The 16,869-nt window shown below is 53.7% G+C and carries 19 protein-coding genes and 3 tRNA genes; 4 read left to right on the top strand and 18 right to left on the bottom strand.

All coding sequences use genetic code 11. The annotated features are described in order from the left end of the window. Window positions 1–166: 166 nt before the first annotated feature. From ACZF99_RS06195 to ACZF99_RS06170, 6 genes are all read right to left on the bottom strand, one after another. A complete protein-coding gene (locus ACZF99_RS06195) occupies window positions 167–1,090 on the bottom strand; it encodes a hypothetical protein (RefSeq protein WP_483609972.1) in 924 nt (307 codons plus the stop codon). A gap of 15 nt (window positions 1,091–1,105) precedes the next feature. Continuing rightward, window positions 1,106–2,320 (bottom strand): ABC transporter permease, encoded by a 1,215-nt coding sequence (locus ACZF99_RS06190; protein ID WP_483609970.1) that lies wholly within the window; start codon window positions 2,318–2,320, stop codon window positions 1,106–1,108. Beyond that, a complete protein-coding gene (locus tag ACZF99_RS06185; RefSeq protein WP_483609969.1) occupies window positions 2,317–3,033 on the bottom strand; it encodes an ABC transporter ATP-binding protein in 717 nt (238 codons plus the stop codon). Before ACZF99_RS06185 ends, ACZF99_RS06190 begins: the two co-directional genes overlap by 4 nt. 109 nt (window positions 3,034–3,142) lie before the next feature. Then, complete coding sequence (locus ACZF99_RS06180; protein WP_483609967.1) at window positions 3,143–4,864, bottom strand: alkaline phosphatase; 1,722 nt, start codon at window positions 4,862–4,864, stop codon at window positions 3,143–3,145. Window positions 4,865–5,020: 156 nt separating this feature from the next. Then, window positions 5,021–5,103, bottom strand: a tRNA-Leu gene (locus ACZF99_RS06175). Between the two features lie 69 nt (window positions 5,104–5,172). After that, window positions 5,173–5,490 (bottom strand): helix-turn-helix domain-containing protein, encoded by a 318-nt coding sequence (locus ACZF99_RS06170; protein ID WP_483612576.1) that lies wholly within the window; start codon window positions 5,488–5,490, stop codon window positions 5,173–5,175. A gap of 320 nt (window positions 5,491–5,810) precedes the next feature. Between ACZF99_RS06170 and ACZF99_RS06165 the strand changes: the two genes are divergently transcribed. Continuing rightward, window positions 5,811–6,404 carry a PAS domain-containing protein gene (locus ACZF99_RS06165; RefSeq protein ID WP_483609965.1) on the top strand — a complete coding sequence of 198 codons (594 nt, stop codon included), beginning with the start codon at window positions 5,811–5,813 and terminating at the stop codon, window positions 6,402–6,404. 11 nt (window positions 6,405–6,415) lie between these two features. Here ACZF99_RS06165 and ACZF99_RS06160 read toward each other — a convergent pair whose 3' ends face one another. Next, the gene (locus ACZF99_RS06160) at window positions 6,416–7,165 is read right to left on the bottom strand and encodes an AzlC family ABC transporter permease (protein ID WP_483609963.1); all 750 of its coding nucleotides are present in this window, start codon (window positions 7,163–7,165) and stop codon (window positions 6,416–6,418) included. 39 nt (window positions 7,166–7,204) lie between these two features. Next, window positions 7,205–7,525: an AzlD domain-containing protein gene (locus tag ACZF99_RS06155; RefSeq protein ID WP_483609961.1), complete on the bottom strand. Its 321-nt coding sequence runs from the start codon at window positions 7,523–7,525 to the stop codon at window positions 7,205–7,207. Between the two features lie 96 nt (window positions 7,526–7,621). Here ACZF99_RS06155 and ACZF99_RS06150 point away from each other — a divergent pair, with 96 nt between their 5' ends. Continuing rightward, window positions 7,622–8,473 (top strand): Cof-type HAD-IIB family hydrolase, encoded by an 852-nt coding sequence (locus tag ACZF99_RS06150; protein WP_483609959.1) that lies wholly within the window; start codon window positions 7,622–7,624, stop codon window positions 8,471–8,473. Between the two features lie 69 nt (window positions 8,474–8,542). On the opposite strand, the gene ACZF99_RS06145 is transcribed toward ACZF99_RS06150, so the two are convergent. Beyond that, window positions 8,543–8,625, bottom strand: a tRNA-Leu gene (locus ACZF99_RS06145). Window positions 8,626–8,642: 17 nt separating this feature from the next. Continuing rightward, window positions 8,643–8,717 (bottom strand) — tRNA-Glu (locus ACZF99_RS06140). Between the two features lie 211 nt (window positions 8,718–8,928). On the opposite strand from ACZF99_RS06140, the gene ACZF99_RS06135 reads away from it, so the two are divergent. Continuing rightward, on the top strand, window positions 8,929–9,210 hold the full coding sequence (locus ACZF99_RS06135) for a type II toxin-antitoxin system RelB/DinJ family antitoxin (RefSeq protein WP_483609957.1): 282 nt from the start codon (window positions 8,929–8,931) through the stop codon (window positions 9,208–9,210). Next, a complete protein-coding gene (locus ACZF99_RS06130; RefSeq protein ID WP_483609955.1) occupies window positions 9,200–9,475 on the top strand; it encodes a type II toxin-antitoxin system YafQ family toxin in 276 nt (91 codons plus the stop codon). Before ACZF99_RS06135 ends, ACZF99_RS06130 begins: the two co-directional genes overlap by 11 nt. Before the next feature lie 199 nt (window positions 9,476–9,674). On the opposite strand, the gene ACZF99_RS06125 is transcribed toward ACZF99_RS06130, so the two are convergent. The 8 genes from ACZF99_RS06125 to ACZF99_RS06090 form a co-directional block, all read right to left on the bottom strand. Continuing rightward, complete coding sequence (locus ACZF99_RS06125) at window positions 9,675–10,523, bottom strand: alpha/beta hydrolase (RefSeq protein ID WP_483609953.1); 849 nt, start codon at window positions 10,521–10,523, stop codon at window positions 9,675–9,677. Window positions 10,524–10,539: 16 nt separating this feature from the next. Beyond that, on the bottom strand, window positions 10,540–11,565 hold the full coding sequence (locus ACZF99_RS06120) for an ABC transporter substrate-binding protein (protein WP_483609951.1): 1,026 nt from the start codon (window positions 11,563–11,565) through the stop codon (window positions 10,540–10,542). A gap of 47 nt (window positions 11,566–11,612) precedes the next feature. Further along, window positions 11,613–12,830, bottom strand: a complete 1,218-nt coding sequence (locus ACZF99_RS06115; protein ID WP_483609949.1) for an ABC transporter substrate-binding protein — start codon at window positions 12,828–12,830, stop codon at window positions 11,613–11,615. 210 nt (window positions 12,831–13,040) lie between these two features. Beyond that, window positions 13,041–13,634 (bottom strand): beta/alpha barrel domain-containing protein, encoded by a 594-nt coding sequence (locus tag ACZF99_RS06110; protein WP_483609947.1) that lies wholly within the window; start codon window positions 13,632–13,634, stop codon window positions 13,041–13,043. A gap of 37 nt (window positions 13,635–13,671) precedes the next feature. Continuing rightward, complete coding sequence (gene dapA, locus ACZF99_RS06105; RefSeq protein WP_483609945.1) at window positions 13,672–14,571, bottom strand: 4-hydroxy-tetrahydrodipicolinate synthase; 900 nt, start codon at window positions 14,569–14,571, stop codon at window positions 13,672–13,674. Window positions 14,572–14,589: 18 nt separating this feature from the next. Continuing rightward, complete coding sequence (locus tag ACZF99_RS06100) at window positions 14,590–15,189, bottom strand: KpsF/GutQ family sugar-phosphate isomerase (protein WP_483609943.1); 600 nt, start codon at window positions 15,187–15,189, stop codon at window positions 14,590–14,592. 71 nt (window positions 15,190–15,260) lie between these two features. Beyond that, the gene (locus ACZF99_RS06095) at window positions 15,261–16,532 is read right to left on the bottom strand and encodes a PTS ascorbate transporter subunit IIC (RefSeq protein WP_483609941.1); all 1,272 of its coding nucleotides are present in this window, start codon (window positions 16,530–16,532) and stop codon (window positions 15,261–15,263) included. A gap of 38 nt (window positions 16,533–16,570) precedes the next feature. Next, a complete protein-coding gene (locus tag ACZF99_RS06090) occupies window positions 16,571–16,807 on the bottom strand; it encodes a PTS sugar transporter subunit IIB (RefSeq protein WP_483609940.1) in 237 nt (78 codons plus the stop codon). Window positions 16,808–16,869 lie beyond the last annotated feature (62 nt).

Below are 16,869 nucleotides of genomic sequence, written 5' to 3'. Positions count from 1 at the left end.
TTGACGCGCATGTACAGGATGTCTGTTAGAATGTGCAAAAAATCACCGGCCCATACTCCGCCCGATTGTAAGTAAGCCCTCTTCCGAAAAAACGGAATCCCCCCAGTTTCATGCAAAAGGCACCCCCGCCAAAGTTGAGAAAACGGCGAAGGGTGCCCATGGTGGTTCACTCCTTGACTTCTTTGAACGAAGCGTCATACAGTCGAAACATCGTCTTGTAACCCGATTCGTCGATTTTGATGCCGACGTCCAATCGGCCAGTGATCTGCAGTGCTTCGGATTTATAGCGAAGCTTTACGTCATCCGGAACGAAAACGATCATAATTTTGTTCCAATAGGTCTCATCCCCGTTGTCGAACGGGCATTCTGCCCCGGGTTCAGGGATGAGCAGAAACCAGTTTTTATCAAAGGACAGCACCTCGCCCATAAAGCCCTTGATCGTAACGGTGGAACCGCTGAGATCCCAGAATCGGTCCGATGGCGTCGTCTGATCCTCACCGTCAAAAAATTCCGACCAGCCGATTTGAGTAACGCCCGATTGGGCTGTCTTCCCCGGCTTGTCTCCGGCAGAGGAGGATTTCGCCGGCTTACCTGCGGAGTGGTCGACTGGATCGGACTTCGCTCCAGCGTCAGCCGTCGCCGCCGCGGGTTTCGGTTTGGCAGGGGTTGGCTTGCCCGCCGGCTTCGCTTCGGTTTTCGCCGATTCGTTCGCGGAGCTGCCGTTTTCTCCTGCGGACGGTGCTTGGACCTCCTTCTTCTCGTTAAGCGTCTTCGGGCCGACTACGTCGGAATTCGCCGCGCCTCGGCCCTCCGCCCCCCCTGCCGTCCGGCCGGAGGCGTTTCCTGCCTCCGCGTGGTCTGCTTCTCGCTCGGGCTCCGCCTTGGTTGCCGGCCGGTCGGACAGGTCTGCAGCAGACTCTCCTTCCTCCGGCAAGCCGCCTGCGGTTGCCCCCCCGTCACTTACTCTATCTTCGACGGCCGTCGCGGAGGCAAAGGAACCCGCTCCCTCGTGGTTCAATTTCTCCTGACCGCAGGCTTGCAGCAGCAGGCAAGTGATCAGCAGCGGGAGCACCACCCGATGTTTTCTCACGATGCCACCCCCTTCTTACGATTTAAATAACGTTAATGGGTCCATTCGATATAACCGTAGCGCCGGTCCCAACGATGCCGCCAGCCCGACCGCGAGGGTTCCCAGAGCAAGCAGCGTATGCTCGGACGACCACCGGAACGGGGCAATTTGAATCCCTCCGGCGGCAAACAGCACATCCTTTAGCAGATATGCGCCGACATGACCGCCCAACAGGCCGAGGATGAGACCTGCGGCCGTAATGATCAAGCCTTCCCCGATCATCGTCAGCCAAACATAACGCTTGGATTTGCCCAGCAGTCGAAGCAGGCCGACGTCTTTCGTCCGTTCCCCGGCGGCCGCAATCAGGGACAGGAGAATTGAAATGGCCGCCAGCACCACGCAGAGCAGCGTCACAATGCCGATGATTTCGGCCCCTTGGTCCACCAGGTTGACGACATCCGCTACCGCTTTGCTCGTATAGGTCACTTGAATTCGCCCCGTTCGCTCCAACTCGGTCTTCAACTGCTGAGCTCCCAGCAGCGTTTTCGGCTTCACCAGAATCGCCGTAATTTCACGATCCGCCCCCGCTTCCTCATGCACGGCCCAAGCGTAGTCAACCGTAGTGAAGACCGCGCGGTCATCGGGCGTGTTAAGCGCGGGCAAGATCCCTTTGACGGTGTACATGAAGGCAGCATGCTCATCGTGTTCCCCATGCTCCTCTTCTTCCGCCGCCTCGTCGTGATGCGCTCCTTCGACCAAGCCATGGGCTCCCGCAAACGTATCACCCACTTGCAAGCCCAGCGTTCTAGCCACATAATCACCAACGACCACTTCTCCGGTTGCTGTGTACAGCTGGCCGGACGCCAACATACGATCACCGTAACGGGTCAGAAAATAGGCCGGATCGATTCCCACGATCGGGTACCCGTTATAGTTATCCCCGGCCGTCATCGCATAGGCAGCGTCAACGCCGGCATCCTGCCGGACGGTCTCCAGCGTCGTCAGCGGAATATTGCCGGTTGGCGCTCCGACGTGATAAAACGTACTAAGGACAAGCTGGGTTTCGCTGCCTGCGGCGCCGACGACCACATCGAACGGGCCGTATCCCTTTTCCGCCCCCTGCTCGACGCTATCGCGGGACAACGACAACAACACGATAAACGCTACGGTTGCGGCAACCGAAAGTACCGTCAACAGCGATAGAAATTTTCGGTGCCAGATGTTTCGCAACAACAGCTGCAGCAGGTTCATCCGATTCGGGCCTCCCTTTCTGCCGAGGCTGCGGCGCCATCCCCTTGCCCCGAAGCCATGGGCGCTGCGCCAACGATCCGGTTCATCTCGGAGATATGAACCCGCTTCGGAAACCGGTTCGCCAAATGGAGATCATGAGTGACGACCAGGAGCGTATGGCGCTCGCCAGCGCAAAGACGAAGCAGCAGCGCGGCGATTTCGTCGGCAGTCTCCCAGTCCAGGCTCCCTGTAGGCTCGTCGGCCAGCACCAGCGAAGGACCGTTGATCAACGCTCGAATGATCGCGACGCGTTGCTGCTGACCGCGCGACAGTTGGGACGGCAAATGACGACTCCGGTCGCTGAGCCCTACTTCCGCGAACCAGCCGTCGACGAGGTCGCGGCGTTCGCTTTTCCCCAAGGAAGGCGGGAGTACGATCTCCACGTTTTGCCTTGCCGTCAACGAAGGAATCAAATGAAAGTCCTGCAGGATGTAACCGATGCGCTCGGCCCGAAATCGGTCTCTCGCCGATTCCGTCATCCCGTTCAACGATTGTCCTTCGATGCTTACCTCTCCTTCATCGGCCCGCAGGATCCCGCTTAGAATGTGCAGCAGCGTACTCTTGCCCGAACCGCTGGGCCCGGTGATGGCCACCATTTCCCCTTGACCTACGTCCCATTCCGGAATGTCCAAAATCGGCAGTCGTTGGCCTGACACCTGAAACTGTTTCTTCAAACCCCTTACGTGCAGCAATGCCATCTCTCCTTCGTACATACAGGAAAAACAGGAGAACCGAAACCTGTCTCCTGTTTGTTCCTGCGGTTATTTCAGAGCATCCGTGCGTTTAGTTGATCAGGAGCCGTTCCGATAACGCATCCCATTTCAGCGTTTTCCCGGTCAGTTCATTAAATGCGGCCAGCGGCAAATACAAAGTGCCGTTATCCACATCGACCGTCAATGCCGACGCGGCAGCGCCGACTTTGGCCGTACCCGCCTTTAGATCGACGGTCAGCGTTCTGCCCGTGCTGCCGGTTAACGTCGCCGTATTCCCGGATTCCTGATAGGATCCGCCCAGCGCTTGAGCCAACGCTTTAGCCGGATACAGCACTTCGTTAGCGCGGTTGATTTTAAATTTCGGATACAGATATTTCGCCTGCAGTTCAGCCGAGGCTTTCTGCAGATCCACGCCTAATACCTCGGCCCCGGCCAAGGCGATCTGCGTATTGTCGATCTGTCCCTTCACCTTGTCCGCGATTGGTCCATACGCCCATACGCCTACGTCCACCGCGGAATGCCCGTGGCCGGACCAGCCGATCAGCAGTCGCTTTGAGATTACCGCGTTATACCCGCCTTCGCGTTTGTAGGAGGAACCATCGCCATCGAGAATCAGCTGTGCTTCCTCATCCGACAAGTCGTTGATCCAGGTATTGTCCGCAACGATTTTTTTCACGTCGGCAATGGTTTTAGCGTCGTTTAACGCAGTGATTAAATACTCGGAAGAATGCTTTTGTTGATCCCACAGGTCGATGTTAATTTCGTAAATGTTGTCGCGGGATAAAGACAATCCGCCGGTTTCGTGGTCGGCCGTTACAACGATCGACGTGTTGCCGTCCTTCTTGGCAAATTCCAGCGCTACTTTAAATGCAGCGTCAAAGTCCAGCACCTCTTGGACCAGCGTCGGCAAATCGTTGGCATGCCCGGCATGGTCGATCCGCCCGCCTTCAATCATGACCGTAAACCCGTCTTGGTCTGTCGACAGCAGCTCCAGCGCTTTCTCCGTCATCTCTGCCAGGCTTGGCGTAGCGTCGCTGCGGTCCGGAACGTATGCGACGTGCGAACCGCCGAACAGGCCGAGCACTTTAGCCCCGGCGGCCGCCGGAACCGCGTTCAACTCGCCCAGGTTTTTAACCACGTTGTATCCTTTGGCTTTGAACTCGGGCAGCAGGTTCTTGTCGCTGCGTTTGCCTTTCTCTTCCTTCGTGACGAAGAAAGATTCGCCGCCGCCCAGCAGCACGTCGACGCCGCTCTCGAGGTATTGCGAAGCGATCGCATTCTCGTTGTCGCGGTTGCGAACGTGCGAGGCGTAAACCGCCGGCGTTGCATGCGTGATCCGCGCCGTCGTAACGAGCCCCGTCGCCTTTCCGCTGCGTTCGGACGCTTCGATGATCGAAGCGAACGGCTTCGATATCTCTTCATTGGATACGCTGATGCCGGCGTTATATGTTTTGTTCCCGGTGGCAAAAGCCGTTCCCGCCGAAGCCGAATCGGTAACAATCCCGGACACGATGGTCCCCCCGTCTTCTCCACGGTCTGCATAGGTTGTGGCTTGACCTACATAGTAGGGATCAAGATTAAGCGCTTTAATGCCATGCTCATATTGTTGGTAATAACGAGCCGCCGACACTTGCGCCGGACCCATCCCATCGCCGATCAGAACGATCAGGTTCTTCGATTTGCCGGCCTCGTTGGTCTCCAAACGATCGCCTTCCGCCTGGGCCAGGCTGCCCGCCGAGACGACGGATAAGGCCAAACCGCCGATCGCCAGGCTTTTCCACAACTTATTCATTGCTCCAACCCCTTCCTAAGGATATGTAAACTAGTAAAAAGCTTACAGGGAGATTATTCGGTAGATATTATCCTTGTGTCATGGTTTGGTAAAACCGAAAAAAGAAGAACTTCCCGGATGCTCCGAGAAGTTCTTCTTGTGGAATTGCTTGATGAATGCGGTCGAGAGGACTCGAACCTCCACGGGCGTACGCCCACTACCCCCTCAAGATAGCGTGTCTGCCATTCCACCACGACCGCGATTGTAAAGACGATGTTCAGACGAACATGGACTATTATATCTTCGCGGCCATGAAAAGTAAAGTGGAATTAATTGTCCTTCCGGCCGGATCTCAATCTCCGGTAACGGGTAAACTCGATGTACTCCCGAATGAAAGTCCGTTCCGCTTCCGTAAGCGAGCTGGCAAACGAGTTCCAGTCCTTTTCGTTGGAGGCGTATTCCGCCCTTTGGTCCTGCACGTATTCGGCCTGCTTCTCCCTTCCGGTCATCAGCCAGTCCAGGCTGACATTGAAAAAAGCGGCGATTTCGATCAATTTATTCGTACTCGGCGTGGATTTACCGCGCTTCCAGTCCCCGAGATTTCCGGTACTGATCCCCAGCTCCAGGCAAAACGCCTTCTTGGTCATTCCGGCGTTTTTGATCAACAGTTCGATACGCTCGTAGATCGACAACTTCTCTCCAACCTTCCTAAAAAACTTTAATGACGCATTTAAGTGATTTAACCATTGTGAAGTAACGCATTTGCGTATATAATAGAGTGAAATACTGCGATTCTTTTCCATGCGTATTTTCGTTTAAAGAAAGGGCCTCTATTTAAGTAAACGTACGCCTATATCTTAACACAGGGCCGGCAAGTACTTAATAGGTCGGAAGACTGCCCTTATTTCATGACAGGAGCGCACCCGCCGTGAATGAGAACCCCCGTTGGAAAGAACCCTATCATTCGTTGAATCAAAGCATTGCCACGTTAGCCCCTGACGGAACGATCGTCGCCGTCAACCGAACCTGGGCAAACCGGGCTTCTCTCTTGGGGGTTGCTACAGGTTGGGATCGACCCGGATTCAATCTCTTCCAATACTTCCAACATGTCCCGCATCATCTTCCTTATTTTAACGCCCACCAGCTGCAGGAGCAATTTTCCCGCATATTAGACGGAGACTCCCGGTTGTTCGCGTTTGAATTCAAGGCGCCGACCCCCGAAGACGAGCTATGGTTCCTCGCCGAAATGACCCCATATGCCGAAGAAACCTCCGCCTCTCCCCAAGGAATCGTCATCACCTGCACCGATATCACCGAGCTGAAACGACAGGAACTGCAAATACGGCAGGCTTTGGCGCAGATTCGAACGCTCCGGGGGTTGCTGCCCATTTGTGCCGTATGCAAGAAAATCAAGGACGAAAACGAGCGCTGGAGCACGATCGAAGCCTACCTGGTCAAGCATACCCACGCCGAATTCACCCATGATATTTGTCCCGAATGCATCCGGGCACTGTATCCCAAATATTCCTCAATCCTGGACCTGCCTCCCCAGCCGGAATAACCCGTACGCTTCTATCGCGTCGTGTTCTCGGCTTTAGGCTGGGCGGGACTCGTCCGCCCTGATCTCATCCGGCTGATCCGCTGCCCCAGCGTAGCGCCGGCCAAGCCGCCAACGATTAGGCCGATGCCTCCGAGTTCGAGCATCCCCGCCAAAGTTGCGAGCGCCGCCCCGCAGCCTGCGGCGGCCATAAACGGCAACGTACGTTCACCGCCGGCAAGCAAAGCGATGAACAGCGCCGGCAATGCAAAAGCAAGTACCTCCGCCAGTTCCGCAGTGACGAAACTGCCCAAGCCGATGCCCGCTGCGGTCCCGGCAACCCAGGATCCATAAATCGCCAACGCGAACGTAATATAATAAGTAGGGAGTAATCTATCCCCTCGCGCAGCCCGGCTGGATGTTACCGCAAACCCTTCGTCCGTAAGGCCGATTGCCGCCAGCCACTTCCGCGACTCCTTCCAATTCGCCAAATAAGGCCCCATGGTCGCGCCATACAGAACATGTCGCATGTTTAACAGCAGCAACGTCGTTACGATCGTAACGGGGGCCGCGGCCGAGGCGAACATGCCAAGCAGCATAAACTGAGCTCCCCCCGAGAAGATCCATACCGAACTGAATACGGCGATTCCTCCATGCAGTCCTCCCGCCATAGCAAGCACGCCGTAAGTCATGGACAGCGGAAAATAAGCCACTATGATCGGGAATGCATCCCGCAGGGCCATCCGGATTTCTTCCTTTCGATTAGACCGATTCGTGCCGTTCATGAGCGTTTCCCCTTCCTTATAGGTCTCATTCGTTCCCCGCTAGCCTAACCATGCACGGAAGCCGGCATAAAACAACACGCCGGCGGCTACGGTTAATAGGAGCCGACGCGACCACCAGGCGACGATCATCGTAGGTATGGCCGCAAACAGCATCGGATTCTCCGCCAGCGGAATCCACTTCCCGTCCTTAAGCAGCAGCAGCGGGCCGATCAGCGCGCCGAGTACCGCGGGAGACACGTAGGACAGCCACTCCTTCGTCGATTTGGACCATTGGACCCGGCTCCCTAAAACCAAGGATCCTGCCCGCAATAAATAAGTTCCCGCTCCAATCAGAATAATAATCCATAGCTGGGTTGCCACGTCTTGATCTCTCCTTGACCTGAAATGCATTTCATAATCTATACTCTATAAAAACAGACAACACCCACCAACCGATGGGCTAGGAGGAAACTATCAATGAAACTGATCGCCGTGGATTTGGATGGAACGCTGCTCACTTCGGACAGCCTTCCGAGTCCCCAAGGCCTGGACGCCATTTCGCATGCCGTCGGCAAGGGCCACACCGTAACGCTTTGCACGGGCAGAGCAAGTTTTGACGCTCGACATTTGACCGGAGAGTTATCCATTCCGATCATCGCTTCCAATGGGGCGGAAATATTCGACCGGGAAGGAAAGCTGCTGCGGGAGACGCCGATCGACCCGAGCGTTGCTGCGGAAGCCGTTCGCTATTTAATGAAACATAACGTATATTTCGAAATCTTTTGCCCGGAAGCCATTTATTCGCCTTCCGACGGCGAGCAGAAGCTGCTGGCCGAGATGGATATGCTGGTCAGCGCCAATCCCGGCATCGAGCGCAACCGGCTATGGGAGAGCGCAAAGATCCAGTTCGTCCAATTCGGCTTCCGGGGAATCGACCGACCGCTGCAGCTTCTGGAACAGGGCCGTCCCGTATATAAGCTTCTGGTTTATACCTTCAACGAAGACAAGCTGAACGAAATTACGCAGCATTTCAACAGCCATCCGCAAGTGCATACCACTTCCTCCGCCAACCATATCGTGGAGATTATCGCGAAGGAAACCGATAAAGGAAGCGCCTTGCAATTTCTGGCCGGCCGCTTGGGTGTCGATATGTCCGATACCGTCGTGATCGGGGACAGCTACAATGATATCTCGATGTTTCAAGTCGCCGGAACCAAAATTGCGATGGGGAACGCCGTAGACGACGTCAAGCGCCTGGCCACGATAACCACCCGAACCAATAACGAGCACGGGGTCGCTTACGCCCTTCGCACCTTGCTCGAAATCTAACGAAGACTCACGGCTTCGGGTATGAAGAAAGAACCTTGCTAAACGCAAGGTTCTTCTTTCTTTCCGGGATGCGGTAGAGAGGACTCGAACCTCCACGGGCGTACGCCCACTACCCCCTCAAGATAGCGTGTCTGCCATTCCACCACTACCGCATATTCAGTTAAATAAATGGTGACCCGTAGGGGATTCGAACCCCTGTTACCTCCGTGAAAGGGAGGTGTCTTAACCCCTTGACCAACGGGCCGCATCACAATCATCGCCTTGAGGCAGCGACAAAATTAAGTATATCAAAAGCCTAAGTGCCTTGCAACCCTAAATTTTAGACTAACTATAGGCTTCATCCGCAAGCTTTGAGCTCGTTTGGCCGCTTTTCAAATCAATAATCCGTGCATTTTATTTATGATGCACATATTTTGTGTTAAAATATATAATGAATTACAAAGGAGGGATTGTACGTGGCGGAAACTACAAATTTAAGTATTCGCATGGATAAAAAACTAAAGGAGCAAGCAGAACAACTTTTTTCTGAACTAGGCATGAATATGACGACAGCATTTAATATCTTTGTCCGTCAAGCCGTGCGGCAGGGGAAAATCCCCTTTGAAATCTCCTTGAATATTCCGAACCCCGAAACAATCGCCGCAATGGAAGAAGCCGATAAAATAAGCTGCGATCCAACTACAAAACGCTATTCGAGTTTTGAAGAACTGGTAGCCGAGGTTCAGAATGAAGTATGAGATTCTTGCGACGACAAGATTTAAAAAGGACTTAAAAACCATTATAAAACGAGGGTATAATATTCAATTGCTGCAAGACGTTATTTCCCTGCTGACATCAGGTAGCCCTCTACCGGAGAAAAATAAGGGGCATGCACTATCCGGTAATTGGTCCGGGTATAGAGAGTGTCATATTACTCCCGATTGGCTTCTGGTTTACAAGATCAATGACGATATTTTAGTTTTAACCCTTACCAGAACAGGTACGCACAGTGATTTGTTTTAATCCTTTGCGGCCATTGTTCACCTCCTTTTTGCAGGTCGCTAATCCTACATGTCCATTTCTTCCTCATCGGGCCGCTTCTATTCCATTTCCCGCAGATATTCAAAGCGTCCAACAAAAGAAAAAAACAGAGAGCCGAGCGCGATGTCCGACTCTCTGTTTTTCTTAATACGTCCCCTGCCCAAGCCCCTTACTCAACTCCTCATTGCCGCTGCGGATGCAGAGCAAACCGCAGGGCCCGGCTGATCAGAACCGGCAGCACGGAGACATGCCCCTCATCTTCAAACTCTTTGTATACGGCGCTCACTCCCCAATCGGCGAGAGAAGAGAGCCTTTCCGCAAGCTCCCTGGCGCTTTCGCAATTGCGGGAGACATGGCTTTTCTCCAGTTCCCCGACTCCGAGCAGCAGGCGGACGTTGACCGGCTCCTTCCGTATACGGGCCGTGAATGTCCGCTCCTGTTCAAGCAAAAACTCCTTGCTCCAATGAATGGACGGACTGCCTGCGATATAGTGCCGGAACGCGGTTGGTTTCGTAAACAGCGCATACAGCACGAATAGGCCGCCGAGAGAGTGTCCGAAAATCGTCTGCCGGTTCGGGTCAATCCGGAACTCGCTGGCGATCTGCGGCTTTAATTCCTCCTTGATGAATTGAAGAAAAGCCGCTGCCCCGCCTTGTTCGGGCAGCTCTGCTCCGTCGGATCTGCGCGTATACTCCGTACTGGGAACCGGCGTGTAGTCAAAAAAGCGATCCGGCGCAAACGGAGCTTCCGTCTCATAGCCAATTCCCACGATAATCGCCGGATCCACTCCCGTCTTATCGGGACGGCGGCCCTGCAGGCGCATCGCCTCGGCCATCGTTCCGAATACCGAGTTGCCGTCCAGTAAATAGATAACCGGATATCCCGAAGCGGGGGGCTCCCCCTCCGGCTGCGCCACGATAATCCGGTAGGTGCGATTCTCGGCCTGTGAACGCAGCGTCCATTGCTCCGCGCGAGGGATGTCGGCCCGGCGACGAGAAAGATGATCCAGCGTAATGATGTTCCGTTTCATGTCATCCTCCTCCCGCTCATTGTGTCAGCAGCCGAACCGTGTCGTCCACAATTTTTTCGTAAGCGATCAGCCCGCTGCCAAGCCAATATTCGTTGCTTACTTCGTACACATGGCCCTGCTTGACGGCATTCATACTCTTCCAGATTGGGCTTTCCATCATTTCATTCATGCGCTCCGTCCCTTGGTCATAGGCATTGATGACAAAAATATAATCCGCGTCCAATTCGAGAAGAATCTCCATCGATAGGTTAGCGCTATTCTCATTCTCTACGAGCTCGGATATGCCAAGCCCCAGATCGCGGTGGACGACATAACCGCACAAGTATTGTCCGCCCATCAGGCTAACGCCTTTGTGGGCAAAGCGGATAATCGCCACCTTCTTCTCTCCGACCGCTTCTTTCAGCTTTTCCTGGGCTTCCTTCACTTTTTGCCGATAAGCCTGCAGCGCTTGATTGGCCTCGTCGGTTTTGCCGATCAGTTCCCCTATCGTGGAAAGGGATTTCACGATATTTCCGGAAGCATTCGTGAAGACGTAAGTTGGCGCAACTTTCGAGTAGATTTCATAGGTCCCATTCTGGGCATAGGTCTGCGTATGCAAGATAATCAGATCGGGTTCATAAGACATTAATACCTCCGGCGATGGCAGCCCTCCCGAGAAATCAAGCTTCGGCACGCCCGCCAATTCCTCCTGCAAGTAAGCATGTCCCTGATTCCCGTTGGACCACTGCGCTACCGGCCGGACGCCCAGACTAAGCAAGGAGTCCTCCATGTTGGGGGCAAAAATGTTCTTGGGGTTGGCAGGAATGGTGATCTCATGGCCAAGCTCGTCCGTGACCGTCTGCTCACCGGAAGGCTTCGCGCTGGGTTCATCCGCTGCGGCAGACTCTTCGGCGACGTTTGCGGAGCTGGGTTGGCCGGTCGGCTCTTCTTCACTTTTTTCCATAGAGCAGGCCGTCAGCACGCTTCCCAGAAGCATGCAGCACAGGAACGCCGACATGCGGGGCATAAAACCAGACTTGGCGTGAACTAGAAATTTTGACACGGTATACCCTCCTAGACGATAATCATTCTCATTCGCCTAAGTATAGATCAGGTGGCGAAGGATTCACCATGGCCGTTATCCGGAAAAGCATTTGGACAATTTCCGGTAAACAGCAGCAAGATTTCATCAAGCATCCGCGTGATCGCAACTGCCGAGTACTCGCACCACGGATCGGAGGCAATGGGATAAACATACCGGTTCTTTACCGCTGTCAGCTTCCGCCATTCGGGCGAATGCTGCAATGCCAGCCAAAAGGCGCGGGATGACGCTTCAGGGCATACCAGAACAAGAATTCGGTCAGGGGCTAACTGAGCCAGTTGTTCCAATGTCAACGGCGGACTGCCGGATGCGCAGCGCCGGGCTACGGCTTTCAGCTTAAGGTCGTGATAAAGCACCTCTTCCAATCCGCGGTTCCCATACAGATGGATGCTGTGTCCATAAATGCGTAGGACCAACAACTTGTCCTGTCCCAGCTCTTCGCCAATCTGCGTCCGAGCGGACCGAACCCTCTGTACGTATCGGCGTATCCATTGCGCCGCCTCGTCTTCTCTATTTAAAAAACGGCCCATCTTCCGCAGTTGATCCCGCCAACCGTCTTGCGCCGATACCATGTGGCAGGGAGCAATCTCCTGTACTTTCGTCTTTTCCATGGAAGTTAGATGGTCTGTGCAAATGATCGCATCGGGACGAGCCTGTACCAGCTTGTTCAGATTTACTTCGAACGGACACGGGGAATAAGGAGCGGTGAGTTTTAATTGGAAGCGAATCTTCGTTTGCAAGGTGTAGTAGTAATGAGGCGTCCACTTGGGATCGAGCGGAGCAGCCACCGGCATGACATCCAGCGCAATCAGGTGTCCGATTACCGGGGAGGAGCAGGCGGCGATGTGCCGTCTTGCGTTCTTGGCGAAGACGGACGGAGATACGCCGACTTCTTTCTTGAATTTGCGGCTAAAGTAAAACTCATCCTTATACCCAACCTTCAAGGCGATATCCCTTAAACGTTCTCCTGATTCCACCAAGTACCGTTTCGCATGGTTTATACGCACGGCCGTCAAGTAATCCATGGCGCTCAGACCGTAGGTTTTCTTAAAGAGATCGACAAAATATTTAGGGCTGATATTCGCCATCCGCGCCAATTGCCCGATCGACAGAGATTCGTCATAATGCCGATCGATAAATGCTTTGATCTCATTCAAGTTGGTTTTCCGGCTCCGGTCCGGTGTCCGCAAGCTTCCGCCTCCCGGCAGCTCTTTTTGTGAAACCACAAGGAACCTCCTTTTCTAATGCAGGATGAGCATGAAGCAACGGGATGAAAGTTGCATCTTTATATATGATAATGATAATCATTATCATATATAAAGATTACTTTAAGCCCTCATTTTAGTCAACCCGATATTTCCTGCATTAGCGAGGGGGGGGGAAACGGCCTGATTTATGCCGAATCCCCGCCCGCAATCTCGCGCTTCGGCCGCCCCCTAAGCCAGAAGTGCCCTTTCCTCTCTGATGATATCCGTAATCTTCCTGGCATTTGCTGCGATATCGTCTTTAGAGCCTCTTGTCAAAAGTCCTCCGATGCCCACGGAATCGACGCCGTTTTTAATCCATTCCGCCAAATTGTCCAGCGTTACTCCCCCGGAAGCCAAGATAGGCATAAAGGGAAGCGGCGTTTTGATCACCGGGACCAAAGATGGGCCGTAAAAATTGGAGATAGGAAACGCTTTGACAAAAGACGCCCCCAGCTCCAGCGCTTGCACCATTTCCGTGACGGTCGCGCATCCGGGCGCATACGGGATTCGGTATCTGTTGCACATGGTGGCAACCTCTTTGCTCAGATTGGGCGCGATCACAAACTTTGCGCCGGCCAGAATGGCCAGCCTCGCCGTTTCACCGTCCAGTACGGTACCCGCCCCCACCAGCAGCCGGCCTGCGAATCTCTCATGAAGGGCCTGTATGACTTCTCCGGCGTTTGGAAGCGTGTAGCTGATCTCAAGCACATCCACTCCGCCATCCAGGCACCCTTCGGCAATTTCCGCTGCTCTTTCAACGGTTTCCGTTCTGACAATGGCCATGGCCCCGGTGTCTATGATTCTTTTTTCAATATCCGGCTTAAGCATGATCTACCTCCGCATGAAAATTGTACTGTTTAAGCATTGCTTTGATTTCATTTACAGCCGCTTCATCCGGCTCGCTCACCGGCGGGCTGGCCGAGCCGACGGGAATCCCGGACAATTCGATGGATTTTTTCAGAATCGACGGAACGGTTCCCCGTTTCAGCACCGCTCGGAAAGCTTCAATTTCTTCCTGCGCTCGGGCCGCGGCATCCAGCTCTCCTTTGATATAATGCTCGTAGATCGAAACGTCCAAGGCGGTGATCAGGTTGGCGGTGGCGGCTATGGCCCCCGCAGCTCCCGCCTGTAAAGCTTTCAGGATCAGCGAATCGGAGCCCGACAAGACGGCAAAATCTTCTCCCTGCGCAGCCCGGATATAGCTCTCGATATTTTCGAGCTTGCCGCTGCTGTCTTTGATTCCGATAATGTTCTTCACTTTTGCCAGTTCTTTGACCGTATCCGCATCGATATTGACGCCCGTATTTTTGGGGATATTGTACAAAACGATCGGGGTTTCGACCGACTCCGCCACGGCCTTGTAATGGGCGATCAGTTCCTTTTGGGAAGGCGGCACAAAATAAGGAGTGACCACCGACAGCGCATCCGCGCCAAGCTGTTCCATTTTCCGGGACAAGGAGACAACCTCCCTGGTGCTGTTTCCGCCAGTCCCCGCATATACGGGCACTCTGTTGCGGACATGCTCGATCACCACCTTGGCGAAATGCAGCTTCTCCGCCTCGTCCAGCACATGGAACTCGCCGTTTGTTCCCAGGATAAACAACCCGCTCACCCCGCCGCCGATCAGTTTGTCGATCAACTGCTTGGTTGCCGCTTCGTTGATCTTGTGCTCTTCATCAAAAGGAGTAACCATTGCGGCAATGATCCCTTTAACTAGCATAATTGCTTCCTCCTTCGGTTAGACTCCCTTGATCGCTTTACCCAAAGCGCCGCCCGGATGCCATTTTACATATTTTTCGGGAGTTAGATCCCGCTCGTCTTGAAGCAGCACGCTTAGACTTTGCAGCACAATAATTTCGGCCACGATGGACGCGCGGGGAGGTTTGTTCAATGGATCCCCCTCCAACCCGACCCCTGCGAGCAGGACGACATCGCCTTTGCCCGCAAGCCAGGAATCCGGATTGCCGGTAACGGAAATAATCTTTGCGCCATTGCCCTTTAGCGTTTCAACCGTTGCTTTCAATTCTTCCGTTTCTCCGCTGTTGGAGATCGCGATCACGACATCGCCGGGAACCACCTGACCGGACGAACCGTGGACGGCTTCGGTTCCGTGAAGTTCGTAAGCGGGGGTGCCGGTCGAGGAGAAGAGTGAGGCGGTATAGCCGGCAACATGGCCCGGTTTGCCAATGCCTGTCACATGGACGCGGCCGTGATTTTTTTCCGCATGAAAAATAAGATCGCGAGCTTGTTTGAGCGCCGCTTCGTCGATGGAAGCGATAAGCGCCGATATTTCATCCTGCAGGATATCCAGAAATTCAGGTAGTGTTCTCTCGATCATTGTTATCCCCCCCTGAAGCGATAAGAGCCATAAACACGGCCATGGCTCCTATCGACATTCGTTCATTTCACTTACATAGGCTTGATTAGCTCCATAATGCTGTGCAATAAGGTTCCGACGACATTATAGTCGATATTCGGGAAGGTAGCGCCTTCAATGCCAAGCGTTCCGTACACCGGGTAAAGAATCGTCGGCAGGAAGGCAAGAAACAGTCCGGCAATAAATGATCCGGTCACGGCGCCTCTCCATCCGCCGGAGGCGTTGCCGAATACTGCAGCCGTTCCGCCCGAGAAAAAGCAGATGTGAGCGGCCGGGATAATGACGACCGGGAATACGCCGGGGAACGAGGCCATGACGACAACCGCCAGCAGACCGGCGGCGTAGGCGCTGATAAATCCGACAATGACCGCATTGGGAGCGTACGGGAATACGGTCGGCACATCCAGCGCAGGACGCGAACCCGGGATATATTTCTCCGAAATAATGACGAATGCGGCAGTAATCTCGGCGAGGAACATACGCACGCCGGTCATCAGTACCGACATCCCCGCCACAAAGGTGAAGGCCTGTACAAGCGGGAACACCAGCCAATGCTGGGAGCCGGCAAGCTCTTGCGTAAAGGTTTGACCGGCCTTTAAAGTTGCCGCATAGAACAAAATCAGCATCACGATCGACAGGCCCATCAGGAAATCCCTGAAGATAGACAACCATTTGGGAAATTGAATCGATTCCGTCGTTTCATTTTCGTACTTTGAGAATAAACGGCCGATATAGCCCGACAAGCCGTAACCGATCATATTGAAGTGGCCGATGGCCTGCTCGTCTCCACCCGTCAATTTGCGCATGAAGGGTTGGCAGAATTGCGGCAGCGCGGCGGACATAAAGCCCAGAATCGTACCTCCGACGGCGATCGTAACGGCTGAGTTAACTCCGTGCGCTTTCATGATCAATACCAGTACGCACGAAAAAAACAAACTATGTCCGGTGGTAAAGAAAATGTTTTTAAATTTTGTAATCCGCGCAAACACCAGATTCAATACGAAGCCAAGAATCAATGTCAATGAAACTTCAAATCCGTAGGTGCCTTGCGCAAGCGCCGTGGCGGCCTCGGGCGATGCGATAACCCCTGTAATGCCGAATCCGTACTGGAACAATTTATTGAAGTTCTGCAATGCTCCGGTCATGGCCGAAGCGCCGATGCCGAAGATCAGGAATCCAATCAGGGTTTTCGAAGCGCCGGTGAAGACTTCAGTAGGCGATTTCTTTTGCAGCACCAAACCGATAAATGCCACTACACCCAGCAAAACAGCGGGCGTACTCAAAAAACTGATAATAAAGTTCACACGCGTTCCTCCCTGCAAATGACCAATTTAGTGTTTCATTATTGTTTCGAGGCGAGAAAATTCTCCAAAGCCGCCTTGATTTCGTTGCGGTCAACGACGTTGTGAATCCCGATAATCTCGACTTTGAGGTTTTTCTTCTGCAATTCCTCGGCAACGTCGATCAATGTCTCGACAGCGTCACCGTTGAACCCGTTCAAGGCGTCCAATGAGCCGTGCTCAACTTCAATCGGAAAATTGTTTTCTTTGATCACTTGCTGAGTCTTGATTTTCAACATCAAGCTCGATCCGACTCCTGCTCTGCATGCAACCAGAATTTTGTACATACTCAAACCCCTTT

The organism is Paenibacillus sp. JL3B1040, from assembly GCF_057063165.1.
This window is presented reverse-complemented; position numbering and strand designations above follow the sequence as displayed.